This window comes from Spirobacillus cienkowskii, assembly GCF_037081835.1.
GTDB classification, from domain to species: Bacteria; Bdellovibrionota_B; Oligoflexia; order Silvanigrellales; family Silvanigrellaceae; genus Silvanigrella; species Silvanigrella cienkowskii.
This window is the reverse complement of sequence record NZ_CP146516.1, coordinates 638,347-665,087: the sequence shown is the minus strand read 5'-3', so window position 1 is coordinate 665,087 and position 26,741 is coordinate 638,347. Positions and strand designations below refer to the sequence as shown.

General features: G+C 33.7%; 22 protein-coding genes. 9 read left to right on the top strand and 13 right to left on the bottom strand.

Features of this window, described 5'->3' with window-relative positions; genetic code table 11:
- The first annotated feature begins 34 nt into the window (after positions 1 to 34).
- Genes mfd through Spiro2_RS02880 form a run of 3 tightly spaced genes read left to right on the top strand, consistent with a single transcriptional unit; the run spans position 35 to position 7,048 of the window.
- A complete protein-coding gene (mfd, locus tag Spiro2_RS02890) occupies positions 35 to 3,568 on the top strand; it encodes a transcription-repair coupling factor (protein WP_338636896.1) in 3,534 nt (1,177 codons plus the stop codon).
- On the top strand, positions 3,552 to 6,008 hold the full coding sequence (locus Spiro2_RS02885; protein ID WP_338636895.1) for a tetratricopeptide repeat protein: 2,457 nt from the start codon (positions 3,552 to 3,554) through the stop codon (positions 6,006 to 6,008). The genes mfd and Spiro2_RS02885 overlap by 17 nt, the downstream gene beginning before the upstream one ends.
- Before the next feature lie 23 nt (positions 6,009 to 6,031).
- A complete protein-coding gene (locus Spiro2_RS02880; protein WP_338636894.1) occupies positions 6,032 to 7,048 on the top strand; it encodes a hypothetical protein in 1,017 nt (338 codons plus the stop codon).
- Here the strand turns inward: Spiro2_RS02880 and gspN are convergent.
- The 4 genes from gspN to pilM (Spiro2_RS02860) are packed head-to-tail and all read right to left on the bottom strand — an operon-like array spanning position 7,034 to position 10,376.
- Positions 7,034 to 7,984, bottom strand: a complete 951-nt coding sequence (gspN, locus tag Spiro2_RS02875; protein WP_338636893.1) for a type II secretion system protein GspN — start codon at positions 7,982 to 7,984, stop codon at positions 7,034 to 7,036. The two genes, Spiro2_RS02880 and gspN, sit on opposite strands and share 15 nt — an antisense overlap.
- Positions 7,985 to 8,010: 26 nt before the next feature.
- On the bottom strand, positions 8,011 to 8,652 hold the full coding sequence (locus Spiro2_RS02870; protein WP_338636891.1) for a hypothetical protein: 642 nt from the start codon (positions 8,650 to 8,652) through the stop codon (positions 8,011 to 8,013).
- Positions 8,653 to 8,655: 3 nt separating this feature from the next.
- Positions 8,656 to 9,789, bottom strand: a complete 1,134-nt coding sequence (gene pilM / locus Spiro2_RS02865) for a pilus assembly protein PilM (protein WP_338637749.1) — start codon at positions 9,787 to 9,789, stop codon at positions 8,656 to 8,658.
- A gap of 8 nt (positions 9,790 to 9,797) precedes the next feature.
- Positions 9,798 to 10,376, bottom strand: coding sequence for a pilus assembly protein PilM (gene pilM / locus Spiro2_RS02860; protein ID WP_338636890.1), 579 nt, complete (start codon positions 10,374 to 10,376; stop codon positions 9,798 to 9,800).
- A gap of 155 nt (positions 10,377 to 10,531) precedes the next feature.
- Between pilM (Spiro2_RS02860) and Spiro2_RS02855 the strand changes: the two genes are divergently transcribed.
- Positions 10,532 to 13,210, top strand: coding sequence for a tetratricopeptide repeat protein (locus Spiro2_RS02855; RefSeq protein ID WP_338636889.1), 2,679 nt, complete (start codon positions 10,532 to 10,534; stop codon positions 13,208 to 13,210).
- A gap of 82 nt (positions 13,211 to 13,292) precedes the next feature.
- A complete protein-coding gene (locus Spiro2_RS02850) occupies positions 13,293 to 14,075 on the top strand; it encodes an HAD family hydrolase (protein WP_338636887.1) in 783 nt (260 codons plus the stop codon).
- Positions 14,076 to 14,124: 49 nt separating this feature from the next.
- Here the strand turns inward: Spiro2_RS02850 and Spiro2_RS02845 are convergent, their stop codons facing one another.
- Positions 14,125 to 14,610 (bottom strand): OmpA family protein, encoded by a 486-nt coding sequence (locus tag Spiro2_RS02845; RefSeq protein WP_338636885.1) that lies wholly within the window; start codon positions 14,608 to 14,610, stop codon positions 14,125 to 14,127.
- A 484-nt stretch (positions 14,611 to 15,094) separates the two neighbouring features.
- On the opposite strand from Spiro2_RS02845, the gene Spiro2_RS02840 reads away from it, so the two are divergent.
- Both Spiro2_RS02840 and pth read left to right on the top strand, forming a co-directional pair.
- Positions 15,095 to 15,643, top strand: coding sequence for a 50S ribosomal protein L25 (locus Spiro2_RS02840; RefSeq protein ID WP_338636884.1), 549 nt, complete (start codon positions 15,095 to 15,097; stop codon positions 15,641 to 15,643).
- Between the two features lie 6 nt (positions 15,644 to 15,649).
- On the top strand, positions 15,650 to 16,189 hold the full coding sequence (pth, locus tag Spiro2_RS02835) for an aminoacyl-tRNA hydrolase (RefSeq protein WP_338636883.1): 540 nt from the start codon (positions 15,650 to 15,652) through the stop codon (positions 16,187 to 16,189).
- A 135-nt stretch (positions 16,190 to 16,324) separates the two neighbouring features.
- Here the strand turns inward: pth and Spiro2_RS02830 are convergent, their stop codons facing one another.
- The 7 genes from Spiro2_RS02830 to acpP all read right to left on the bottom strand — a co-directional run bounded on the left by Spiro2_RS02830 (position 16,325) and on the right by acpP (position 23,040).
- Positions 16,325 to 17,962, bottom strand: coding sequence for a hypothetical protein (locus Spiro2_RS02830; RefSeq protein WP_338636882.1), 1,638 nt, complete (start codon positions 17,960 to 17,962; stop codon positions 16,325 to 16,327).
- 34 nt (positions 17,963 to 17,996) lie between these two features.
- A complete protein-coding gene (locus Spiro2_RS02825) occupies positions 17,997 to 18,653 on the bottom strand; it encodes a riboflavin synthase (protein WP_338636880.1) in 657 nt (218 codons plus the stop codon).
- A gap of 40 nt (positions 18,654 to 18,693) precedes the next feature.
- The gene (gene nrdR / locus Spiro2_RS02820) at positions 18,694 to 19,182 is read right to left on the bottom strand and encodes a transcriptional regulator NrdR (RefSeq protein WP_338636879.1); all 489 of its coding nucleotides are present in this window, start codon (positions 19,180 to 19,182) and stop codon (positions 18,694 to 18,696) included.
- 148 nt (positions 19,183 to 19,330) lie between these two features.
- Positions 19,331 to 20,635: an RNA-guided endonuclease IscB gene (iscB, locus tag Spiro2_RS02815; protein WP_338636877.1), complete on the bottom strand. Its 1,305-nt coding sequence runs from the start codon at positions 20,633 to 20,635 to the stop codon at positions 19,331 to 19,333.
- A gap of 291 nt (positions 20,636 to 20,926) precedes the next feature.
- Positions 20,927 to 22,213 (bottom strand): serine hydroxymethyltransferase, encoded by a 1,287-nt coding sequence (gene glyA, locus Spiro2_RS02810; RefSeq protein ID WP_338636876.1) that lies wholly within the window; start codon positions 22,211 to 22,213, stop codon positions 20,927 to 20,929.
- A complete protein-coding gene (gene rpiB / locus Spiro2_RS02805; RefSeq protein WP_338636874.1) occupies positions 22,210 to 22,665 on the bottom strand; it encodes a ribose 5-phosphate isomerase B in 456 nt (151 codons plus the stop codon). The genes glyA and rpiB overlap by 4 nt, the downstream gene beginning before the upstream one ends.
- A gap of 123 nt (positions 22,666 to 22,788) precedes the next feature.
- Positions 22,789 to 23,040, bottom strand: coding sequence for an acyl carrier protein (gene acpP / locus Spiro2_RS02800; RefSeq protein WP_338636873.1), 252 nt, complete (start codon positions 23,038 to 23,040; stop codon positions 22,789 to 22,791).
- A 216-nt stretch (positions 23,041 to 23,256) separates the two neighbouring features.
- Between acpP and Spiro2_RS02795 the strand changes: the two genes are divergently transcribed.
- Entirely contained in the window at positions 23,257 to 24,411 is a 1,155-nt protein-coding gene (locus tag Spiro2_RS02795) for a glycerate kinase (protein WP_338636871.1), read from the top strand.
- Between the two features lie 3 nt (positions 24,412 to 24,414).
- On the opposite strand, the gene Spiro2_RS02790 is transcribed toward Spiro2_RS02795, so the two are convergent.
- Positions 24,415 to 24,672 carry a hypothetical protein gene (locus Spiro2_RS02790; RefSeq protein ID WP_338636870.1) on the bottom strand — a complete coding sequence of 86 codons (258 nt, stop codon included), beginning with the start codon at positions 24,670 to 24,672 and terminating at the stop codon, positions 24,415 to 24,417.
- A 285-nt stretch (positions 24,673 to 24,957) separates the two neighbouring features.
- Between Spiro2_RS02790 and Spiro2_RS02785 the strand changes: the two genes are divergently transcribed.
- Positions 24,958 to 26,598: a DEAD/DEAH box helicase gene (locus Spiro2_RS02785; protein ID WP_338636869.1), complete on the top strand. Its 1,641-nt coding sequence runs from the start codon at positions 24,958 to 24,960 to the stop codon at positions 26,596 to 26,598.
- Positions 26,599 to 26,741 lie beyond the last annotated feature (143 nt).

Here is a 26,741-nt window from a genome sequence, read left to right as displayed (position 1 = left end):
AATATAAATTTTAAAAATAAGGAACTATAGTTTTATGACATTATTTTCTGTTGAGTCGAGTTTGATTGAATTAATTGCTTCTCTCATTGAAAACCCATCACTTAACAGAATTATTGTCACACCAAATGAATCAGAAGCACAAGAGTATGAAAAATTTATAAGAGAAGCAACTGCAAATTATTTAACTCATAAAGATATTTTATATATTCCTGGTTTTTTTCAGGCGGGTGTGTTTCGCTTTGAATCTGCAAAAAAAATTATCGCAAAAAGAATTGAAGCTGCATATTGTATTCACTCCCATTTTCCACGAATTATTATCTGTAGCATTAGCGGATTAACAAGAAATTTTCCGCAAGCTCAATGGGTTGATAATCATAAATTTCAAATTAAAGTTGGCGATTCCATAGATCCTGACTTATTGGTGGAACAATTGTTGCAACGTGTTTATTTACAAGTGCAGCGAGTTGAAGACATTGGTGAATTTGCAATTAGAGGATCTATTGTTGATTTTTGGACACCAGGAGAAAAAACTCCAACACGCATAGAAATTTTTGATGATGCAGTCGATAAAATTCGTTCTTTTCGCATAACTGATCAGAGATCATTTCAAACATTAAACGAAGTGACTATTTTACCGTCAAGAGAATTTGTTTGGCCGTATCCCAGTGAACTAGAAAAATCAATTGAGAAATTAAATGCGTCGATATTAAGTCAAAAAGTAATGGGAGTTGGACGTGCTAATTTGTTAGAAGACTTAAGAGCTAACGTAACATTTCCTGGCATAGATGATATATTTTACATGTTTACTTTTGATCAAATATCCTCTTTTAACGAATACATTTTTGATCTTGCAAATAAGAAAAGTAAAAAGTTGTTATTTTCTTTTGCTTGCGAAGCAGATGCTTTTATTAAGCCGCTTCTAGAAATTGAAAAAATTTATGAAAACTCTTTAATTAATGCTACTGGAAAAAATTATCCCGTAGGTAAAATAGAGACTGTTTTTCCTAAAATCAGTAAAACCAAAGATTATTTTAATGAAAATAATTTAATCTCATCTCGATTTTTTATTCCTGATCATATTATTTCAATTTTAAAGCCATTTGAAAAACAAAAAATGTCTAATAGAATTGAAAAATTAAATTATTTGATAAATAATAATGTAATTAATAATATTTTAATTCTATCTAACTCAAATGATAGCTTTATTGAATTTGCAGGAATTAGTTCTAAATATTTTAATATTGACAATAATAATTTAAATTTTGAAGAACCACCAAAACTTAATATTAAAGACATTTTATCACCAATCACAAAATACCCAAATATTTCCGAAAAAATTCAATTTTGTATTTTAAACGCAAAAGAGTACTTTTACCTTCCATTTTCTAACACTCTTGCCGTTTCAGAAAATTGGATTAGAGGAATTGCAAACGTAGAATCTTTTGAAACGTTTGAAAATAACGAAAATAAAAACTCTTCTAAAGAAAACTCAGAAGCATTTTTAAGTGCTCAATACGCAGACTTTATTGAAGGTGATTTGGTTGTTCATGTGCAACATGGAATTGCTCGTTTTCGCGGACTAATGACCATTAAAATTCATGACATTACTGGCGATTTTTTAGTGCTTGAATATGCCGAAAACGATAAAATTTATGTTCCAGTTCACAAACTCAATCTTGTACAAAAATATATTGGCAGTTCCGATAACACTTCGTTAGATACGCTCAAAAACTCTTCATGGGAAAAAAGAAAAACAAAAGCGAAACAAGACGTCGAAAAACTTGCCAAAGAATTGATGGAACATCAAGCCAAAAGAGCAATGACTTTAGGTCATGCTTTTTCTAAAATTGATGAAGAATATATTGCTTTTGAAGACGCATTTCCTTTTGACGAAACTCCTGATCAGCTTAAAGCGATTAAAGAAATTATGATCGATATGGGAGAACCTAAAGCAATGGATCGCCTTCTTTGCGGTGATGTTGGCTTTGGAAAAACAGAAGTCGCAATGCGCGCTGCTTATCGATGCATCTTAGATGGCAAACAAGTTGCTTGGTTAGTGCCTACTACAGTTTTGGCTCATCAACACTTTCGCTCTCTCCAAGAACGTTTTGCAGAATTTCCTGCTAATATCTCAATACTCGATAGATCTGTGACATCGTCTTCAAAGCACCTCGAAAAACTTAAAAAAGGTGAAATCGATGTTTTAATTGGCACTCATCGTATACTTTCTAAAGACATTGAATTTCGTGATTTAGGTTTACTTATCGTTGATGAAGAACAACGGTTTGGCGTGCTTCAAAAAGAAAAAATTAAGTCTATGTCTTATGGGGTTGATGTTTTAACAATGACTGCCACACCAATTCCTAGAACCTTACAAATGGCAATGGTTGGCTTAAGAGAATTGAGTTTACTGACCACACCTCCAAAATCTCGACTTGCAACAAAAACATTTGTCTGCCCATTTGAAGAAACAACAATTAAAGAAAGCATTCAATTTGAACTCCATCGAGGTGGTCAAGTATTTTATGTCCACAACCGTGTCGAAGAATTAAATACCGTATTTTCATATTTACAAAACCTTCTACCACAAGCTAAAATTTGTATTGCCCATGGGAAAATGACACAAAAAGACTTAGAAAAAACGATTATTGATTTTTTAGATGGAAAATATCAGGTTTTACTATGTACCACCATCATTGAATCTGGAATTGATATGCCAAACGTTAATACAATTATTGTTCAAAATGCAGATCATTTTGGTTTAGCACAACTGTATCAGCTTCGCGGCAGAGTTGGTAGACGCTCAACGCGTGGCTATGCCTACTTTTTAACTTCACAAAACTCAAAAGAAGATCAAGAAGGCATAAAGCGTTTAGAAATATTAAAAGAACATCAAGAGCTGGGCAGCGGCTTTGTGATTGCTAGTCACGACATGGAAATGCGAGGTTCTGGAAATATTTTAGGAGATGAGCAAAGCGGCAAAGTTTCTGATGTGGGTCTAGAAACATATTTACAAATGCTCGATGACGCAATTAAAAATTTAGGAGGAAATAAGGTTACAACAAATACTGATGTAGAAATTCAAATTCCTTTTATTGCACATATACCAGAAAATTACATTGTAAATTCTAAAGAACGTTTAAAAACATACCGTCGTTTTTTTGGTGCCCGCAACGAGACCTTATTGCAAAACCTCATTACAGAATGCGAAGATCGATTTGGTACACTTCCTGTTGAAGTAAAAAATCTGGCAGAACTCGTTCGAATTAGAAGGTGGTTAATTACACTTGGCGCAACTTCGCTGATTGTGAGCGAAGACAGTACGGAACTGCGATTAGGCAAAGGTATTTTACAACCAGATTCTTATGATGAAGCAAGCGAAATACTCGTAAAGAGAATTTTAGATGTTTGTAATCGTAAAGTTAAAGGAATGAGAATATCACCAGAAGGTAAGCTGATTTTTGCAATTAGAAAACAACACTTTAACAAGGATCAAGCAGCATCTATTTCTGAACTTAAAAGAGTTTTGAGTCTCCTTGTTGGAGAAACGTATGAGGAAAAAAATTAATAAGAATAAATGTTTTTTAATTTATAAAATTACTTTATTACTTTTTTTTATTTTATGTTTTCAACAAATTTCTTTTTCAATCACAGCTCCAAGCAAAATTAAAAACAACAAAATTCCCACTCTACAATCAGGGCCGCCAACAAGTATTCACACATCTTATGGAAAAGAAGTACTGTTAGAAGTAACAACATCTGATGATTTTTCTTCACAAAATTCTAGAATAATTTGGATAATAAATAATAAAATTGTATGTACAGGTTTATATTGCCCTTTAGTACTTAAAGAATCTGATTTTCAAAAGACTATTCCCATTCTACAAATTATTACTTACAATCAATTTGGTGGCACAACATATAGCTATGAATTTGAAATGCACCCCAAAGATACTTTTAACGCAAAATTATTTAATAAAGAAACAAAATATTTAGAACCAATCGATTTCCCAGAAAACAGTTTTACCACACAAACAGTAAGCGCAGTAATGGGTAAAGGTACATTAATTCAAAGTGATTATATTATGTACATTGGTTCAATTGGCAAAAAATTTAACTGGAATCATGGAGTCTTTCAAACAGATAATTTGGATACATTAAGAATTGCAGACTCAAAATCTGGAGTTTGGTATTTACTTCCTTCTACTAGTCTTACAATTATAGAAAACGATAGTTCCTCTGATATTAGAAACGGGATTCTTAATTACGGAAAAATTAAAGTAAAGGCTTCAGGTATTAAAAATGATGCTCCATCAATAGCAGAAAATTTCAATAACAAAATTAAAATAGAAACTTTAGAGGCAATAATCACAATACCAAGAGGGGGTGATGTTGCAATTATTAGAGAAATAGAAAAGGATACCCATAATAATTTTTATACAAAAATTATTGTCTTTGGTGGCGAAGCATATATTAATTTATTTAATCAAAATAAAAATGATTATAAAAAATACGAAAGTAATAAAGCCGTAATTTCTGCTGGGCTAGAGCTTAAAATTACAAGTGATGGTAAAGTATATCCTTTAAAAACACCAAATAGCTCAGAAATTGATTATTTTAGAACACTAACAACAACCGAATTTGAATTAAAAGGTGATGTATCGAATTCATTAGACTTAGAAAATTTAAATGAAGTGCTCGAAAAGGCAAGTTTTTACATAGAAAATGAAGCTTATTTTGAAACAATTAATCTACTTTCACCATATCAAATTTATATAAATAAAGATATTAGAATATCTTATTATTTAGGTTTAGCAAAGAAAGGTTTGTATCAAAACCAAGAAGCAAAGAAATATTTAGTATATGCAAAAAATATGAATAATTCATTTGCTATGGCTCACTGGAATTTAGGCTTGATATATTTAGATGAAAAAAATTATCTCGAAGCAGAAAAAGCATTTATTTTAGCAAGAATTAATTCTAAATCCGATAGCAAACTGGCTCATGAATTCGAATATTACGTAGGGGTCGCATATTATTTTAATGACAAATCAATTCTCGCAAATAGCTCATTTCAAACAGCTGTTTGGGATAATGATCTGGATCCAGCCTTAAGACATTCAGCAAGTCAATATCTTCAAAAATTAAAAATTGAAAAACCTTGGTCATTAATTGTTCCTGTTAGTTTACAATACGATAACAACGCTCTCTCATTAGGACAAAATCAATCTTTGCCCTCGCAATATTCGCAAAAAAGCGTAATGAGAAGTTTAATTGGAGGAGTTTTTACTTACGATACATCACTTTCCAATAATGATAATGGCTGGTTTATTGGGGGAAGCGGAAAAGCATTCTATGTAAAAAACTTTTCACAGCAATATAGTGCACTTGATACAATAATTTTAGAAGGAAGCGTATATGAAACAAAACGTTGGGAAGCAAATTCAACGATTAAAGAAAAAAGTACAGTAAAAATTTACGAAACTTTTGGTAATATTTTTGTAAATCAAAAAATTGATACCTTTTATTTTTTAATGGGCGGTAGTTATAAAAATTTAGATTTAAATATTGGCTTACAAATTGATTCATCAAACAGAGCCACTAGTGATAAAAAGAGTGGAATTATTTATAATCAATATTATTTGCTTAATTTAGGACAATTTCAAGACATTATGTTTGATCTCAGTTTACAAGCCCAAGAACAAATGATGTTTCAAACTTCAAGTAATGTTGGCAATACTATTGAATTTATAGCAAAACCTAGTGCAACATATTCATTAAATTCTAAAACAAGTCTAAATATTACGAGCGCTCTTGACATTTTATACACATTTTCAACACAAATGCAAAGTAGCTATAAAATTTCGCCCGCTGCTGCTATAAATTACTTTTTTCTTGAATGGTTAATTGGAAATTTTACTTTACAGTTTGATTATTCTCGAGTTATGCCTAAAAACGACAATATTTTTAAACCAGGAGCTCAATTTATGGTGACTGGTATTTTTTAGCTTATAACTTTGAGTTTTCTTTTATGACAAACAATAATATTAATAAATTTAAAGAAAAATTTAATAATTTTAATTTTGAAAAATATCCCCAAAATTCGAGAATTCATAAATTATTTAAACTGACTAACAAAGAAACAACAGTTTTTATAAAAAGAGATGATGAGCTTGGGTTTGGAGCTAGCGGTAGTAAAATTAGAAAGTATCTTTCTTTAATTCCATTTATAAAGAAACAAAATTTTAATGAAGTTATTATTATTGGAAGTTCTCATTCAAACAATATTCTTACAGCGACTCAACTTTTAATTGAAAACGAAATCTCACCTATTTTATTTTTATTTGGTAAAAAAAAGGAAAAAATTTCAGGAAATTATCTTCTAACAAGATTATTTGTCAATCAAAAATCTATTTATTGGATTGAAAATTCTTTATCAGAAATCGAAAAATATATTTTAAATTATATTAATGAAAAAAAATTGGTTAATAAAAAGGTAGGATATATACCTGAAGGGGCATTTTGCCCTGAGGCTTTACCCGGAGCATGCACTCTGGCATTGGATATCATTAAAAACGAACTCGACTATAATTTAGAATTTAACCATATTTTTATAGATGCAGGGACAGGATTTATTGCAATTTCACTAATTTTAAGTTTTTTGTTTTTAAAGAGAAAGACTATTATTCATGTACTTTTATTATCTGGAAATCAAGAATCATTTAAGAGCAATTTAGAAAATCTTAAAGTTGAATTTGAAAAAAATTTTAATAAAATTGGTACTAATATTATTAATTATTTGCTATACTTTCCTTCAAATGCCAAATCTTTTGGCTCCACAAATTCTAAGACATTTCATGAAATTAAAAAAATATCTAGTGAATATGGTATAATTACAGATCCAATTTACAGTTCAAAACTTTTTTTTGAATCTAGAAAAATAATAACAGAATCTAAACTAAAAGGTAATATTTTAATTATTCATTCTGGTGGTGGATTATCCTTATTTGGTTTTGAAAATAAAATTCTTAAATTAACGACAAGTTAGTTCATCTAAAGTTCCTGTTAGCTGAACCTTTAAATACCCTGCTAACATCGAGCTACTCGGACAATTTAATAATTGAGGAATTAAAAATCCAAAATTCTTTTCGACTTCTCCGCTAAGAGAAAAATTTACAAATAAATTTATATTTGCTGGATTTCTACTTAACGCCGGAGGAGTTTCAACAGTACCATAAAATTCAATATCAATATTTTTGGAAATAATTTCTGTCTCTTTAAAAATTTCAATGTCATTTCCATCCCATTTAAGCTTTAATCTTAGTTTAGAAAAATCTTGATTAGGAAATTCAAGTGATTCATTATCAATTCCTAAATAAGAATTTAATAAATTTAAATCTACATCGAGTGAGCTAGGATTTGATAAAATCATAAATCCATCTAAATCTCCTCCAAAATTAATGTGATTAATTATTGGTTCGAGAAGAGCTACATTATAATTGATACCAGACATCGAAGCTTTCAATAAAACCTGGGAAAGTCTATCAACAGAAAACTTCTTTATAATAACACTAGCTTTTTCTGGAAAAAAATTATTGTTTATTAAAGAATTAATTGGAGCAGAAAATGCTGCATTTAATAAGCCGCTTTTCTGAGACAATTTTAAATTAACAGAAACTTTGCCTAAAAAAAGTGGCAAAATTTTTATTCTTACTATAATAGAATCAAGAATAAAAGAATTATTGAATTCAAATTGATTTTTAATCGCTAAATCATCAATTTGTATGCCTGTAACCCAATATGGCCTTATGTTTTTTATTTCAACTTTTAATGGAATTTTTTCTAGCTGTAACTGATTATTGATTTTATTTGTAATATTTTCCTTTAAAATATTATATGGAAATGTTTGATAAATTATTATTATTATAAAAACTATAAATAAAAAAACCAAACCTAAAATATGTTTTCTTTTAAAAAAACTCATAATAACCTTAATAATTAAAATTTTCTTTAATTTATTGGAACAATTGCTTCCACCGTTAACAACACATCAAAATAAAGTTTTGCATCTGTTGTAGAAAGCAGGCGAAACTTAGAAATTTTAAGTTTATTTGGTAATTGCTCAACAGCATTTGAAAACTCAATAATTTTTTTAATACTCACTCCTATCAGCTTGAATTCTACACTAGCAATCTGGAACTTTGCCTGCAAAGGACTATGACCAGGAAATTTTGACAACACCGGCTTGTTTGGAAAGCCTTGCGTTTGAATACTCATATCTTTTGCTTTTTGTTCAAGTACAGTTATGAGTGATAAATTAGAGTTATTATTATAAATATTTTGAGTTAACTCTTCAAAATTTTGATTGATTGCAACATAGGAAGATTTAATATTTTTTAACTTATTTACATTTTCATAAGACTCATCAAGTCGATTTTGCATAGAAGCCATATTAAAAAAATAAACTATTAACATACTTATAAAAAATAAAATTCCAAAGAAAATACTACCTACAATAATTCGAGATCTCACTTCATATCGAAGTTTATAAAAGCTTTCTATTATATAATCTAGGCGTGTATTATTTTCGCCAAAAATAACATTTCTTATTGATTGAATTGCCTGATTTAAATATTCAGCATATTTTGCCATAATTTATCTTTCTACAACGTTTGCTACTAAAGAAAAATGCGTAATTTTTTTGTCTGTCCCAACTTTAACAGACTGCGATTTCTTTGTTACATTACTAATTAAATTTATTTTAGATAAAATATTAATAATTTTTTTGATATTTTCTGGGTCATTAGTTTCTGCTTCAATATAAAACTGATTATCTTGAACTCTAAACTCCGAAACTTCAAAATACATTGTACTTGGAATAGATTGAGAAACTTGATTCATAATTTTAAGAGGCAATGGAGTTTCAGAAGAAGAAAATTGTTCTAAAAATAATTTTTTATCGCTCATATTTTGCTGCAAAAGAATGAGGGATTCTTTACCATAATTAATAAAATCCCAATCTTTTTTTCCAGAAATCATTCTTAAAGAGGCTGGCTCTCCTGAAAACAAACTTATTATATCTCTTCTAAAATTTGTTTTTAAATCATTTATCTCTTTGTTATACATAAAATATCTAAAAAAGTAACTTAACATTAAAGAAAAAAGAACAATAGCGACAATTGACGAATATAAGAATATTTGCTTAATTAACTTATCATAATTACTAATTTGCGCAAACTCTCCCTTTCTAAAATTAATTTTAGAAATCTCTTTAATTAATGGAAGACCTCGCATTGATATTGCAATTGATTGAGAAAAAACTTTTAAATTTTTTGCAATTTCATCTGAGTTTTTAATATTTTCATCATTTAAATCAAATAATATTTTATCTTCTTGAATTAATAAAAAAGAGACGGAAATACCTAATAGCTCTTGAAAAACACTGTCAATTCCTGCTATTTTACTAGAACCGCCTGTTAAAAAAATAGATGTAATATTTAAATTTTCTTTTGCAACAAACGCTTGAATAGTTCTTAAAATTTCTAATCCCAATTCAGTAACAGCTTCATTTAATACTTGTGCAACCATATTTTCTTTATTATTATTAAATTCATCATCGTTTATTAATATTGAGCTAACAAAACATTTTAAACTTTCTGCTTCCCCAATACTTATATCAAATCTATTTTTTAGTACTTGATTAAAATACAATCCACCAATATTAATAATTCGAGTATATAATACATTATTATCATTAATAAAAGTTAAAGTTGTTTTACTATGTCCAATATTTGCAATTAAAAAACAATTTTTTTTAACTTCTTCTTCTTTTTTTCTTCTTTATTTTCTGTAACCAAATCATTATTAGCATTTATTTTTAAAAATGAACTCATATTTAAATATGATAAATTGTCAATATCTAGTACCTTAACTCGCAAATGCTCTTTTTCAACTACATCCAAGAAATTTTTGATTACAGATTTTTGGCATAGAACAGCTAAAACAGCAGAGCTCGTTTTTGAATATTTTATGATTTGATAATCAAGAATAGTTTCTTCCATGTCAAATGGACTGGTGCTTTCGAGCTCGTTTTCTAAAAAACCCAAAATATCTCGCTTGCGTATATTCTCAAAATCAACTTTTCTTATTGAAACTGATCGAGAATCAAGCGCCGCATAAACAACATCATACTCAAGTTGATTCTCATGAATTAAGATATCAATTGCAGTCACTAAACTTGCGTTATGCTCAACGCCTTCTTTATAATCAATTTTCTGTTCAACAATTTTTTTAACTGTAAAATTTTTAAAATCATTCCATAATATTGTGGCCTTAACCGAATAACTTCCAATGTCTAGACCAAGAATCTTTTGCATTTTCTAAACTACTCCACAATAATCTGTATAATCATTAAATTACACTAAAGCCTCTTTGCACAAAAAGCACGAAATAATGACTTTTTAAATTAAACATCAATTCTCTTTAAAAAAGTCCGAACCAGTAAAAGAGTCAAACATTTGTTGGAGAATTTATGCAGGCAAATACTAAAACTTCGCCCAAAAAAAATACGAAATTACGGCGAATTTCTAGATCATGCCTTAACTTATCCAAAAAGGCTCGTTTTAAAAACTCTAACTCCAATCTATCCCAAAATCTTTTAAAAACAGCAAACAAATACATATTTGTTCATGACTTTGAAAAAGCAGGATTGATATTAAAACAACTTTCAAAAAAATACTTTAATGATTATGAAGTACTTTTTAGAAGAGTCGAAGTTGCCTCAAAACGAGACGGACTTTCTGAACTTCTGATTGATTTACAAAAGCTTGCTCAAAAACACCCCGAATCTAAAGCAATTGAGTTTGCTAGTATTTTAACAAAAATACGAATTGCTTCGAAGTACGATTTCGATAAAGATAAAAAAACTGATTTAAAAAAGAGTTTTTTTCCACATCACAAAGAAATCACCTACTCACCGAATATTAAAATGCCTTTAATTCATGTTTTGTCAAACAAGAAAGTAAGAATTAATAGAGCACTTGATATCCCTGATGATTACTACCCCGAAGATTTCGCAAACCCAGAAAATTTAGATCAACTCAATAAAACCTCTTCAGAAAAAGAAGAAATTTATAATAAGGCCATAGAACTCCAAACTAACTATCCTGACAACTATGCCGCATGGTATGTTGCCGGGTGTGCTTTAGAAGGTATTGGCCGCATTCAAGAAGCTCTCGAATTATGGACACAGTCTTATAAACTCAATAATTCTTCGATTGCGACCTTAGCAACTCTAACAGAATTACAACAACTTGGCGTTGTGACTGATTTTGGGGCGAACTATTCTGAAAAATTTGAGTCTTTAGATAAGTTTCTAGTTCATGGTCACCTCGAAACCCATACACAGCTTTATAATGAATTTATCAAAGCTGGAGACTACAAAAATGCGATACAATCGCTAAAAATATTAGCAGAATGGTTGCAACGGCAGTACGGAGAAGTTCCTGTTGAAATAGAAGTTCTTAACTTACTTGGCTCAATGCAAGCGTATAAACTTGCAAATAACTTTGAAGCAGCAGAAACAAGCCGGGCAGAAGTCGAAAATATCGTTATAGCTTGTAAAAAATCTCCGCGAGACATGAATCAGCTTTATTTTATTGCACAACTTTGCGAAGATTATGGTTTAAAATCCTTAGCGAGAATGTGTTATTTTACCGTCTTAATTTCTTCTGAATCTCATTTAGATCTTGTCATTCAGACTGCATCTCACTGTGTTAGCAATAATCCTTCAGAAGGTTTATTAGAGTGTTTAAAAGTATCTTACAAAAACACACATGGAAGCCCAGAAATCCGTTTTTGTATTTTGATTTGTGGTTTAAAAATTGCTCATGTCAATATTTCTGAGTATATGCTCAAAAAAAATCAAGTGCGAGACTTAATTCTCAAAGAACCTCACAGCAAAAATATTTTAAACATTCTCGAAGAATTAAACAAAATTTATAATTCAGATCCAGAAATTCACTACTATCTTGGAGAAATTCATTCTAAACTCGGTCATTACAAAGAAGCGAAAGAATATTTTACATCCATGTTTGTAAGAGATTATTATAATACTGATGGTATATTAAGATATATATTCTTTCTTCTTAAAACACGAGATTATGTTACAGCCCGTAAAATTGCTCAAGAAGGTCTTTTGCTTAGTTCTTTATCAGAACAACAAGCTAATGAAATGCATTGGAGCATTGCTGCAACATATTTTTCTGAAGGTAACTTTGAGAACTCATACAATGAAATTTTAAAATCTCTCAGTAGCGATCCTTGGAATCCTTCGTATTTAATATTGCTATTAAGATCTTCTCTTAATATAGAAAATAATAAGTTTTTAAAAGATAATGAAGAGTTAATTAAAAATTTAGAAGACGTAATTTTAAATACAGAAATTCAAGATTCAGAAAAAGACACATTAGCCCAAAAAACGATTAAATATGGAAATGATTGTATTGAAAATAATCAAGTTGAATATGCCTGGATATTATCTAAATGCGCTATTCTCATTACTAACAATATCAGCGAAAATTTATTACAATTTATAGCAAAATCAGGTGCTGGTTTTAACTCTCGTATTGCAGTTCAAGAGCTTTTACTGCTACTTAAAAATAAAAATATAAATAAGGGATTAAACTTTGCGACCCTGTCTGCCTGCATTGCTAAAATTTACAGTCTTTCTGGAAATTGGCCGCTTGTCGACGAATGGCTTTCTATTGCAAAAAGCAATAAAGATTCTGCTGCAAAGCTTACAAAACAAAAACTTTTTGAGCTTGAAGCCCTCAGTATGACAATGCGAGGTACCGATCTAAAAAAAGCACAACTCCTTTTAGAGGCTGCAATTGATTCTTATGATAATGTTCAAAAAGTTCCTTTAGACACAAAAGTCCTTCATGGATACCTGCTTGTAGCACAAGGGCAATTTTCTGTTGGGCTTGAAAAAATGCAAAATAATATTAGTACAAATGCATCTATTCAAAGTCTTTACTTCTTAATTAAAGGACTTGAAAGAGCTGGTCAGCTCAATAACACCACTAAAGAATCATTAACTCAGTTATTTAAAATTTATCCTACAAATTCTTTTGAACAAAAAATGGTGGAAGAAATATTTATTACGGTTGGAAATAAAAGCGATACAAATCCTGTTGGTTTAGCCTGTTAGTGAATTGACTTTAGTTCATAAAAAATGAATATTGATGTTTAGTAACACTTTGTTATTTTATCCCCAGAGGGGTGCTTTCATAATGAAGATAAGAAAAGAAAATTCTGAATTTAAAAAAGTTAAACAAAAGTCATCAGAATTAAAAAGAATTCGAAATAGAATTACTCTTTCTGGAGACTGGTGGGATGGTAAAACCCACGTTCTTCTTGATATGGATGGCACTCTTATCAACCAACCGGGTGCACTTTTTCACAATTTGTTTGCTCTTGGTGTGTTGTTTAGAATGCGGAGTCTAGGCTCATTTTCTAAACTCATAAAAGCCGCCCAAAAAACAAAAGAAATATTATTATCATCTCATTCATTTAAATCTAATGAAGAAGCTTTTTTTGAAACACTGTCTTCTGAATTAAATGCAAATAGAAAAAAAATTGAAAGATTTATTGCTAAATTTTTTGACTCCGATTACCCATTTATTTGTTTATTTTTACATTCTGATCCCAATGCTCGTAAACTGGTTGATTTATTGCATGCAAGCAACCGCCACATTACGCTCGCAACAAATCCTGTTTTTGGTAGAAGAGAAATAGAATTAAGACTCAAAGCAAGCGATTTGTATCTCCATGATTTTGACTTAGTCACTTCTTGGGATGTCATGAAAAGCACTAAGCCACACACGCAATTTTTTAATGACACTCTCAATAAAATTGGAGCAGCTCCAGAAAGAACGATTATGATTGGCAACGACCCGTATTACGATCTTCCTGCTCATATTTTAGGAATACAAACCTTACTTGTAGGAAATAAACTCACATTAAAAGATATTGTAGAGTCGTTAGAAGAAAACATGAATACAATTAAAATCTAATCAAACTACGTATTGATATTTTTTTTAAAAACTTATTTATTAGTTTAAATTATTTTAATTTAACAATATCATCTCGACGATTTTTAGCCCACGCATCTTCGTTATTTCCTTTTACAGCAGGACGCTCTTTGCCAAAACTAATTGTTTCAATATTGTTTTGCACGCCATTTGAAATTAAAAAATTCTTTAATGCTTGAGCGCGTTTTTGACCGAGCGCGATATTATACTCAGTTGAACCACGATCATCTGTATTACCCTGAATCTGAATTTCTAGAGAAGAACTTGATTTTAACTTTTCAGCAATTTGCATTGCACTATCTTTTTGATCTTCACGAATAACGTACTTATTAAAATCAAAGTAAATAGTCTTTAAAATAAGCGAAGAGTCTGGAGTTTGTGTTGCCACCTTAGCGGTGGACTCAGATCCTGATGTTGCTGGCTTCGTGCCCGATGCTGTGTTGGTACTCGAGCAGCTAGAAGCAATCACCGCAAGCGAAATAATTGATGAACATGCAATAATCTTAGAGATTTTCATTGGTAACTCCATAGTTAACGTTATGGTAGCGGAGACAAACCAGTTAGTTTAGAAGTTATAAACGAAATAGCCAAGAAAAATCAAATACTGGCGATTTTTAATTAGGTCATAAAGATGACAAATTATTTTAATGATTACAAGCTTTGCATCCCTGATTACAGACAAGACTTCTCATCACTAAATAAAAAGAATTGATTTTTTTTTATAATTAGAAAACCTTCTCTTGCTCCAAAAGATTTTTTGATATATTCAAGCCCTCTACACCGTCCTTTGGTCGGTTCTAAGCAATCTAAGGTTTTGACCCGTTCTTTCAAAGGCTCGTCAAGAACAAACGATCAATTTACGTTTTTCCGCTTTTGTGCTAGCGTTTCGTCACCTAACCATAGATCATCGTTGGAACTACGTGATGTTAAGCAGGTAGAACAAAGACGAAAAACGCAGCCGCTTTAGCGGTGTGAGCTGTTTACCTCAAATGGAGTATCTCATGACCATAGAAAATACTGTAATTTGCGCTACTATGCGCAAAGATGCAAGCAAAGGTGCCATTCGCAAGCAACGCCATAGCGGACTTGTACCAGGCATTCTTTATAAAAAAGGGATTTCAACTAAAATTGAAATCGCAACACATGACCTTCCTAAATGCCATACTCGCTCTCGTGTTATCAAGCTTAAACTTGATGGTGTTGAGAAAAACGTTCTCATGCGCGAAGTGCAAGTAAACCCTTTAAATGACAAACCTCTTCATTTCGACTTTCAAGAAGTTGAGCCTAACGATATTGTTCGAGTGCACGTGCCTTTGAACTTTGTAGGCCTTACTCGCGAACAAGAAAAAGAAGGGTCATTTAGTATCCGTACTCGTTACCTTGAAGTTAAGGCTCCTTTGTCTAAACTTCCAGAAGCGATTGAAGTTGATGTGAGTGGCCTTAAAGTAGACCAATCTATTCAGCTATTTGATATCAAACTAGCTGAAGGCATGACTGTTCGCACTGGTAAGGGCAAAAATCTTGCGCTTGCTTCTCTTGTTAAAGTTTAATGCACAGTGTTTATTCTCGTTGGTCTTGGCAATCCCGGCACCTCTTACGAAAATACGCGGCATAATATCGGTTTTATGATTATAGACCAAATTGCAGCAGAAGCTGGTGTTTCGGTCTCACAAAATCGATTTAATTCGCTCACGGCCCGAGCAACTTGGAACGGGCATGATGTGTTTTTAATGAAGCCTATGTCATACATGAACCTCTCTGGTTCATGTGTACAGCAGGCTTTAAATTTTTTTAAAGCCCAAGAAAATCAACTTATTACAATATTTGACGACCTCGATCAGCCATTTGGCGCAGTAAAAATGCGAGTTGGCGGAGGACATGGTGGTCATAATGGGATGAGAGATATTCTCCTTAAAACAGGCTTTAATCAGTTTAGCCGCGTAAAAGTGGGAATCGGTAAACCCGAACACAAAAGTGCCACCGCAAATTGGGTGCTTAGTAAATTTACCAATACTGAGATACAGTTTTTAGAAGCAGAAAGCTTTCCATTAGCAAAAAAACGCGTTTTAGAAGCGATGAAAAACGTTAAGCATTAAAAAATTTAGCCGTATTTATGAGATGTTCTTATCTTGCATATTCTCAATTCTCGCCTGCGTTTCCTTGCGAAAACTTGGCTTTGTCAGTTCGCATTCATCCTCTTAATGAATCAAGAGGGTTTCTGCTCAGTCTGGCTAAATAGTTTTTTTACTAATTTTTCTTTTAAGAATTGGCGTCATATAAACTCTAAACTGTTCGGGAGTCATGCCCGCTCGCTCTCTTTCAAAAGCCTTTTTTTGCAACGGTTTTAAAGCCTCATAAAACTCAGAAACTAATACCAAAAATTCATTATCAGACAACGTATCTTTTACAGAAATTACTTTCTTTTTAACAAGGCTTTTTCTAGGAGATACCGTATCCTGCACCACTTTGGACGATACATTAAGATGAGGACTTTCTGTAGAATCAAATAACGTACATGGTGGAACTTTTTTAATAATTTTTTTATTTAATGGCTCAGATTTTGGAACAACAACTTTTTTTTCTGCCTTTTTTTCAAATTTTTCTATTTTTAATGCTTTTTCTTTACGAGCTTTTTTAAGTTCATCTGCTGGAGGTTCTGGAAAAAGTGTTTCATCAGGCTGTGATGCTGCAATATACTTTGAAAAAGCATGCGAAGCTGTTGTCTGCTGTTGCGATTCCATCGCGAAATTGTGAGATAAAGCAGTCAATTTATCACTAATAGCCTGCTCGAGTTCTATGGCTTCTTTTGCTTGATGCGAAAGCTGCCAACAATACACAACAGTTCCAACATTTTGACATTGAAACTGTTTATTTTCAGAAATTTTATTTTTAAGTTCAGATAATTTCATATTTGGTGCAGAAATATTCCAACCTAAAACTCCATGATCGTACAATGAAGGCACATTGACTAACATTTCTTTATGAAAAGAATTTATATTTTTGCATTCAATAGGAACAGAATGCCAGTTGTTAATCACCGCATCATTTAACTCTTGCTTTGAGTATTCGAGATATAAATAATTTATGACTTTTTTAATGCTCGCCCTACGTCCCATAGACTGAATCACAACAGGATTGATACTTACATAAGAAGGTCTTGGTGAATGACTACGAAACACTTTATTTTGTGAACTGTAAAAAGTTTGTAAGGATTGGCTAAAACTTAAAGAAAGCCAGATACCATCAACCTCTTGTTCAATATGTGCATGATGAATTAAACCAAGGCTCCCCGCTTTAGCAAGCGACAATGATTTTGTTTTTTTTGATGTTTTGACTTCAAACAGCCCCATTGGAGTAGCCCAAATTTCTTCGAGTTGTTTGCATTCTTCTAAAATGTCTTTTTGAGTACCAGAAAGATATTTATTAATTTGAAATCTAAAACTAAGAGTTTCACCAGTTGCAGAAAACATCTGTGATAACACTTCGTGCCAAACTGCAAACATTAACGAGATGTTTTTTCCTGTGACTTGTGGAGGAGCGACAATAAATTCTCCAGCTTTACTGGCAATTAAAGAGTCAAACCAAACTTCTTTGGCTCCTAAACTTAATAAAATACCTTCTACCCACCAAGTCGGAGCAAGCAGTCTTCTTTTTAAGGCATAGATTCTTGAATCAGAAATTAAAGAAATATGCTGCTTTGGTGTAGTTGCGAGAACTTTTGGATAATGAGCTTCTTCTTCAAGTTGACGAGTTGACTTTACATGCTTCAACTGCGTCACTCCCAACTCCGAATAAGAAGTTTTTTTAAATTCTGGAGCTAGGCGCGGTGATTGAGCCGCAACATCACGTTTTTGCAGATCAAATGACATATTTTTTATTAATATCCTGAATTGTTAAAGCCGTTTATTTACGAGCCTGAATATAATTTGGTAACATAGTTTCGAGTACAGACGCAATAGCCTTGACCGATTGATCATACTCAACTTCAATGCACATTTTAGCAGCAAAAAATTGTAGATTTGTATAGCGAAAAGTATGCGGAATGATCATGATCTCAATGAACTTATCTTCATGATCTCCTGGAAGAATTTGAGCAATTGTTAAACTAATCCCTGCAATAGCAATAGAGCCTTTTGGAATGACCCATTTGGTAAATTTACTTGGAATCCTTATCATTAACTTCCAAAAATCACCATCTTGGTTATTTATTTTATTAAACTCTTCAATAACACACATACAGTCTATATGCCCTGTTAATTGGTGTCCTCCAAGAGAATCTCCAATTCTTAGCGCAGGCTCTAAATTCACACAAGAACCAACTTGCAATAAAGTAAAGTTGGTAAGCTTTATGCTTTCAATCCCAATATCAACAAGAAAAATGTGACTATCTTGCTCGGAATAGACCTCAACAATTGTTAAACAACAACCATTGCAAGCAATACTTGAGCCAATGCCAAGATAACTTTTATTAAGTTTTGTTTTAATAGAAAGTCGTAAAGAATTATGAAAAGATTCTTTAAATAAAATAACACCAATATCTTGAATAATTCCTGTAAACATATCGCTCCATTTTACTTGTTTGCTTAAAATTGGCGGGAACTTAGTTAGGCTCAAGTTTAAAATTATTTTTACTTTGAGTTTTTTCAGTCAAAAATTTTAATTCAACCACAAAATCCTCAGGACTTGAAAAAGCGCGGTATACAGAAGCAAATCGAACATATGCAACAGGATCAAGCTTTAATAAAGCTTCAAGCGCAAGTTCTCCAATTTTATGCGAAGAAATCTCACGCTCTTCGCAAGAATAACAAACACTTTCCACCCAATCCGCAATTGCATCTAAGCTTTTAGAACTGACTGACCTTTTCTGACATGCAATGCTCAAACTTTTTAACAACTTTTCACGATTGAACAACTCACGTGTTCCATCTCGCTTAATAATATAAAAAGGTTGCTCCTCAGAACGCTCAAATGTTGTAAAACGGTAGCCACAATTTACACACTCTCGTCTTCGCCTCACCGTTCTGCCATCGCGGTTTTCACGACTTTCAAGCACTTTACTTTCAGGATTTTGGCATTGCAGACACTTCATCATCCCTCCAAGCTCGATACCCTGACATTTAGGTCAGGGAGGAAAGCGAGCTGAAAAGACCGCAGCACCGAAAGGTGCAAGGTTGAATTGAAAGCCGCACAAAGCAAGCAAAAAGACGATAGGAATTTTTGCTTGTCGTAAGTTGGATTTAACTGTGACATTTTTTTTCCTCATGGGAGTAACTATAACCATCCATTGAGTGAATCTTTTTACAAAATAGATGCGAAATACCTTGAACTGTTTCTTTGCTTGTAGAAATATTAAAAGACCCTGAAGATCTCACGGCTAATTTTCCAATATATTTTCCTATTTTTTTCCCTTTAGTCACTTTTGCAGTAACAATATCTCCTGTCTGAAAACCAAAAACATATTTAGATGCAGAGGGCTTTGATCGAGGAAAACCATGTTTGTTTACAAGGCACATTTGTCTATCGCCATGCCCAGTTGCTGTAATGAGTTTTGCCTTAAGTTTTTTAGGAATCACAACATTTTCTCCACTTTCTCCAACACACGCAGCATCAATCCAATGATCTTTTTTGTAACCTTGCTGAATGCGATTGTACTTTGTGCGACCACCAGACCAAAATGTTGTTGGAAGTCCAATGGATTTAACGACATTCCCTATTGCATATCGGGTTGCATTGACCACAGCGGCATCTTTAAGAGGTTTTTGCAAATGAGTCTTAATTTTCTTTAAAAGTTCAGGCTTTGTTTTTAAAAAATCTTTAATATCTTTGTTTGCTTTTTTTTGATTGCATTTTTCGCATGCTAAACACAAATTAGAAACCCTGTTTGAGCCACCTTTGGAGCGTGGGGTGATGTGTTCTATCTGCAACGGAATATTTTCTTTTTCACAATAAGTGCATTTTCTATTCCATTTTTCAAGCAAATACTCACGCACTTCGTAGCCTAGAAGTTCTCCTTGTTGATATTCTGCACCTGAAATTTCAGGACTCTCCATTTTTTGCATATCAAAACGAACTGTTTCTACAGCGCACAAAGAAATTGGAGAAAATTTTGACAGACGATTGATCCATGTTTGTACGTTATAAACCCTTGACATAAGTGAAGGAGGAAGCCAACCCTTGAAACGAGATCTATTATCAAATCTTGGTGCACGATATCTTGTATGTCTATTTCTACGTCCTCGACGAACGCCGCGCCTTTTTTCGAGGTTAGATTTGATCGTTTGACCACGATGCTGAAGGTTAATTGCAGTCACTACTTTTTTCTCTGATTTGCCATTTAAAACAAGAGTAATTCCAGTTGTTTTACTACCTGGATCAGCCTTAAATTCTAATGGTTGAGTTTCTCCGTCTGCGCGATCTTTTAAAATAATCGTGAAAGGATATATTCTAAAAACTGCAGCTTTTTTACGTTCCAAAAGCAAGCGAGCACGCTTAGGAGTGCATGGCATCAGTGGCTTTTTTGTGCTGGAAAGTACCAGTGGCATTTGATTTCCTATTTGCTCTTACGAGCCTGATTAAAGTTTGCCTCGACCTTGTTACTCGTGGGTTTTTGTGAGCATCCTTCAGCGTTACACCTCACGCTTGCATGAACACTCACCGCAGAGTTTGGGACTGGCACGCATCCCAAAGTGCCTATTTCTGCTAACTTATGTTAGCCATTCCACAAGAACGTCTCCTCCAATTTCTTGGAGGGGTCTGGTCAACCGCTTTTAGAGGTTTCTCTCCTCAAGCCTCCGGCTTTAGTCGGAGGTGTGGTTGACAGCAAAACATAACCGTTAGCTAATAGAAACATAACCGTTTCGTTGTAAGGCTTTATCGTACAAAGGATACTTATGACATAATGAGACAACCATTTCCTTAGCCTTATCTAACAACGAATCATCATTTTTTAATGCGAGAGATATTGCTTCACCAAGAACTTGCATATCTGCTGCAACAAGGCCTCGTGTGGTAATTGCAGGAGTTCCTATTCTGATGCCGCTTGTAATAAGCGGTTTACGCGGATCGTTAGGGACACTGTTTTTATTCACAGTCAAATTGATTTTTGCCAAACGTTCTTCGGCATCTTTTCCACTTAAAGGAGAAGCTTTCAGATCAATTAAAATGAGATGATTGTCTGTACCACCAGAAACGAGTGAAATATTATGTTTTATTAAAGACTGCGCCAAGGCTTTTGCATTTACTACAATTTGTTCTGAATACAATTTAAATGATGGTTGCAAAGCCTCACCAAAAGCCACTGCTTTTGCACCAATAACATGCATCAGTGGACCGCCTTGAACACCAGGAAAAACAGCTTTATCAATGGCTTTAGCATATTTTTCTTTGCAAAAAATAACACCCCCTCTTGGGCCTCTTAGTGTTTTGTGAGTGGTTGTTGTCACAAAATCTGCAAAAGGAATAGGACTTTGATGCTGTCCACCAGCAACCAACCCTGCGATGTGTGCCATGTCTACTAAAAGAAGAGCATTCACTTTATCTGCTATTTTTTTAAACTGCGCAAAATCAAGCAACCTTGGATAAGCACTTGCACCGGCAATAATCAATTTAGGCTGGCATTCTAGGGCTTTTTTTTCGACAGCGTCATAATTAATAAAACCATTTTCATCAACACCATACGATTCTGCTTTATAATATATTCCAGACAAATTGACTGGCGATCCGTGAGTTAAATGTCCACCATGCGAAAGACTCATACCTAAAATGGTATCACCAGGCTTTAAGCAACTTAAAAATACCGCTTGATTTGCTTGTGCTCCACTATGTGGCTGCACATTAGCATGCTCAGCGCCGTATATTTTTTTGACTCTCTCAATCGCGATACTCTCAACCTGATCATTAAACTCACAGCCACCGTAATAACGGCGTCCAGGATACCCTTCTGCATACTTATTTGATAAAACAGAACTTAAAGCCGCCAGTACAGCCGGACTTGCAACATTTTCAGAAGCAATAAGCTCAAGTCCTTCGTTTAAACGGTGACTCTCTTGTGCAAACAAGTTTGCAATTTCAGGATCAGAATTTGCTAAATGTGCACGATCTAAAGCCAAAAATGAGTTCATTGAGCAAGCCTTCTTTCTATTGCAGCAACTTTTCCAATACGATTTCTATGGCGACCTTCTTCACATTCAGCAGCCAACCAAATTTTTACAAAATCAATTGCTCTTTGATAATTAACAATTCTTGAACCTAAACACATAATATTTGAATCGTTATGAGCGCGACTCATTCGAGCCGTAAATTCATCGTTCACCACGGCAGCCCGAACACCTGGAAACTTATTGGCAGTGATACACATTCCAATACCTGTTCCACAAATTAAGATACCTCTATCACAACGTCCAGTTGACACTTCTGATGCAACAATATCTGCATAATCAGGATAATCAACTGAGGCAGAAGAATCAGACGCCACTCCGTAATCTAAAACTTGATGATTTGTTAACGTTAAAAAATCTATCACATAACTTTTTAACTCACGTCCCGCATGATCGGCTGCAATTGCAATTTTCATAGCTAATCCTCAAATGATTTTTTAAACTGCGCAATTTAGTTTGTACTCGCTCTTTAATCACCAGCAACTAAAAATCTTTAAAAAAAAAGGCACCTACCTGGTGCCTTTTCGAAATGAATGCCTTTACAGCTTTGCGATAATAAACTTTACAGCGTCACCGACTGTTTTTAGGCGTTCTGACTCTTCATCAGAAATGTTAACACCAAATACTTCTTCAATTTCCATGAGGAGTTCTACGATGTCAAGAGAATCAGCGCCGAGATCTTCTTGAAAACGAGAAGCAGTTGTTACACTTTGTTCTTCAATATTTAATTTTTCAGCAACGATCTTTATAAGTTTCATTTCTAATTGTTTAGAATCAAGCTGCGCATCCATTGTCTAATACCTCTGAATAAAATTTAGTATAAAAAAGAGGCGGTTTGCCTTCTTGCCAACAAATACCTCTGCTTAGGCTTCTTTAACAAAGCAGAGTGATAAAAGCAATCCAGAATCTGCAGTAACTTTTGGACAACTCCTATTTTCTGCATATACTTAATCGAGCTTAGAAACTCAAAAAACTACGAATCTTGTCGTGAGTAAAGAGGGTTAATCATGCGCATAGTTCTAGCTTTTGATAAATTTAAAGGCACTTTTTCAGCACGACAAGTGTGTGAACTTGTTGCAGAAGGCATTCGCAATCGCAATCCTAAAATTGAAATTATACTCAAACCTATGGCCGATGGCGGAGAAGGCAGCGCTTCTTTGCTAGCTGATAATTTAGGAATGGAATCTCTTAGGGTTGAGGTATTTGATTTACTCGGCAAACCAACTGAAGCTAATGTTTATTGGCAACAGGCTAGAAGACTAGCTGTTATAGAATCTGCAGAAGTGTTAGGCAACTCAAAAGCACTCGCTACAGAAGAGGGTCTCATTCAATCAAGCACTTGGGGGTTTGGCAGGCTTTTGCAAAAATGTTTTCCACTTCGCCCACAGGAAGTATGGCTATGTATTGGCGGCACACTCACAGCGGATGCAGGTTGGGGACTCGCAAGTACTTTTGGTTTATCTGCTTACGATGAGCATGGCAAAAGACTACGTCCCTGCATTGAAAATATGGACAAAATTCGTTCGTTTCAGCAAGAAGAGTTGCCAGACTATGTTAAAAAATGCCGTATTACAGCTTTATGTGATGTTAACGCCCCTGCAAATGGCGAAGGGGTTTCTCTCCTATCATTTTTAAAACAAAAAGGCGCTTCACAAGCAAAAATACCTTATATCGAGAAACAAGTTCAGCAATTTTGGAAAACACTTAAAAATCAATATTCTCATATCCCTAAACTTGATGAACCGTTCATGGGCGCAGGAGGAGGAGTTGGCATAGGTTTAGCAGCTGTATTTCCAAATATTAAGTTTGAACTTGGTGCCAAACTTATTGCTAAAGCCATTGCCCTTGGACCAAGTTTTTCGGGCGCAGACTTAATTGCGTGTGGAGAAGGAAGTCTCGATGAATTAACACTATACGGCAAAGCGGTCAGCATAGTGTCTGAAATCGCTCACCAAACAGGGCGTCATAAACTTATCGGAATTTTTGGCAACGTTTCTAAAAACAAACCAGAACTAAAACAAAAATTAGGTTTTTCTGAGATTTTGACCTTATTTGAAGAAGGCAGATTGGGTATGAGCAGTAGCGAATTGACAAAAAATTCTAAACATAAGCTTTACCATATAGGCCAAGAATTAGCGCACAAACTCGCAAAAAAACACTAATTTTTACTCTCGAGACTTTAGCTTTTCGTCATTTTCTTGAATAAATTTTCTGATGTCCTGCTCTTTGCTAAGGAGCTTTAGCCACTGTTCTTTATACAGAGTGACAGGAAAACGTCCTAAGCCATAAACCGATAAACCTCCTTTTTCTGCAACCTTAAAGCTAATTTCTCTTGTTGAGAGTAATTTTTTTTCACTTTTAAGGGCAGCATTTTCTGCTTTGAGTCTTTCGAGTTCTAATTTTAATTCGTCTTGATTTTGCATAGTTACCTCTTATTTCAAAAAACATTTCTAAACCTGCTTAACATACCATTAATGAAGAATAAAAAAAACCCTCTTGACACTATAGATAGAATACAGTTTAAGGGTCTGCTGGCAGGGGTTCAGAAAGATTAAATCTTTTGTTGCAAAACGCTCAATATGGAGCACTGTGTTGCAACCTCTTAATATTGCTTGTTTTACAAGCTCGTGACTCTTTCTCAATTCTCGCCTAAGTGTCTTAGCTAATTACAGCTAACCCCTTCTTTTCTTTATTTTTTTGGGAAACAAATGACAAATACTAATACTATTGCAGCAGAAGATTCTTCTATCTTTAACCTATTGCCAGAGGCTATTCGCAATGGCCTTATTGCACAAGGCATCACAAAGCCTACCCCAATTCAACAGGCTTCCTATGAACCTGTATTAGCTGGTCGCGACGTTATTGCACAAAGTCGTACAGGCTCAGGAAAAACTCTTGCTTTTGGTCTTCCTTCTGTTGCTAAACTTGAAAAAACTCAAAATGGCGGCAAACCGAGAATGCTCGTGTTAACACCAACACGTGAGCTCGCACAGCAAGTTGCCGATGTTTTTGAAACCAATTTTAAACCACAGGGATTTAAAATTCTTGCAATCACTGGTGGTAAAAGCTATCGCTTTCAAACATCTACCATTCAACGAGGCGTTGACATTATTGTTGCCACACCAGGCCGCCTTAACGATTTGTTAGAACAAGGCGCTGTCAGTCTTACTAATATAGAAATTCTTGTTCTCGATGAAATGGATGAAATGCTTGATTTTGGTTTTGCTGAAGACATTATCAAAATTAAAGGAGCAATTGGAAAAAAATGCCAAACTCTTTTATTTTCAGCAACTTTTCCTCCAAAAGTGACAAATATTGCACGTCAAATGGTTGCCAATCCTTTTGAAGTAAAGGTTGCGAGCACTGACACCAGCACTGGTCAAATTGATCATGGGTTCTTAGAAGTTAAAATGGGTCGTAACCTCGATGCATTATTAGGTCTTCTTATTTATCACGATCCAGAACATGCAATTATTTTCTGCAAAACACGCGAAGAAACTCGCAATATTCATAATGCCCTTATGGAAAGAGGTTTTTCTGCAGGTGTGTTAAATGGAGAAATGACACAAAACGATCGTAGCCAAACGATGGAACGCTTTAAAAACAAACAATTGCGTTTACTTGTCGCAACTGACGTCGCAGCACGCGGAATTGACATCACTGGATTGTCTCACGTTATTAACTACACTGTGCCAACAAATGTGGAAACCTATACTCATAGAGCTGGGCGTACAGGACGCGCAGGCGCAACCGGAAAAGCGTGGACTATTATTACTCACGTTGAACGCCGTGAGTACCAATTTGTTTGTCAAAAAGTTAAAATCAATCCTTTACGCATTGAACTACCAGATGCTAAAAAGATCACAACGCAATTTTTTAATAATTTACTTTTTAGAGTTAATGAGCAAGGCACAGAAACTCAAGAGTTTATCAATCAATCTGTGGATCAAATTATCTCTAAACTTGACCAAGATAAAATTAAAGATGCCCTTGCAACACTTTTAAAAGCAGAAGCTTCACGCCAAATTGGCAAAAGTCTGCATGTTGAAGACCTTTCTCCTGCCTTTAAAACTGAATTTGGTGCAAATGTAGAAAACTCTAAATTTGCAGTGGGTGGAGATAGAGGACGTTCACACAAAGGCGGTTACGGCAGAGGCGGCGATCGCGGTGGTCGTTTTGGAGGCCAGGGTCGCTACAATGATCGAAATGGTGGCAAAAGCAACGGTGGACGCTTTGGTGATTCTAAAAAATTTGGTGGACGCTCAGAAAACAATAGTGGTTTTGGGGGTCGAGGGAATCCTAAAAGAACATCTGAAGGTTCTGGAAAAAGAAGTTTTCCTATTGCCTAATTTTAAAACCATTTAATAATTCAATGGTTCACAATAAAAGCTCCCTTTACCAGTTGTGAGCTTCAATAAAAAAATAGTAATATTTCTGCTGAGAAAATCATTTTTCTCAGCTTTACTTTTCTTGCTAATATTATTGGAGAATA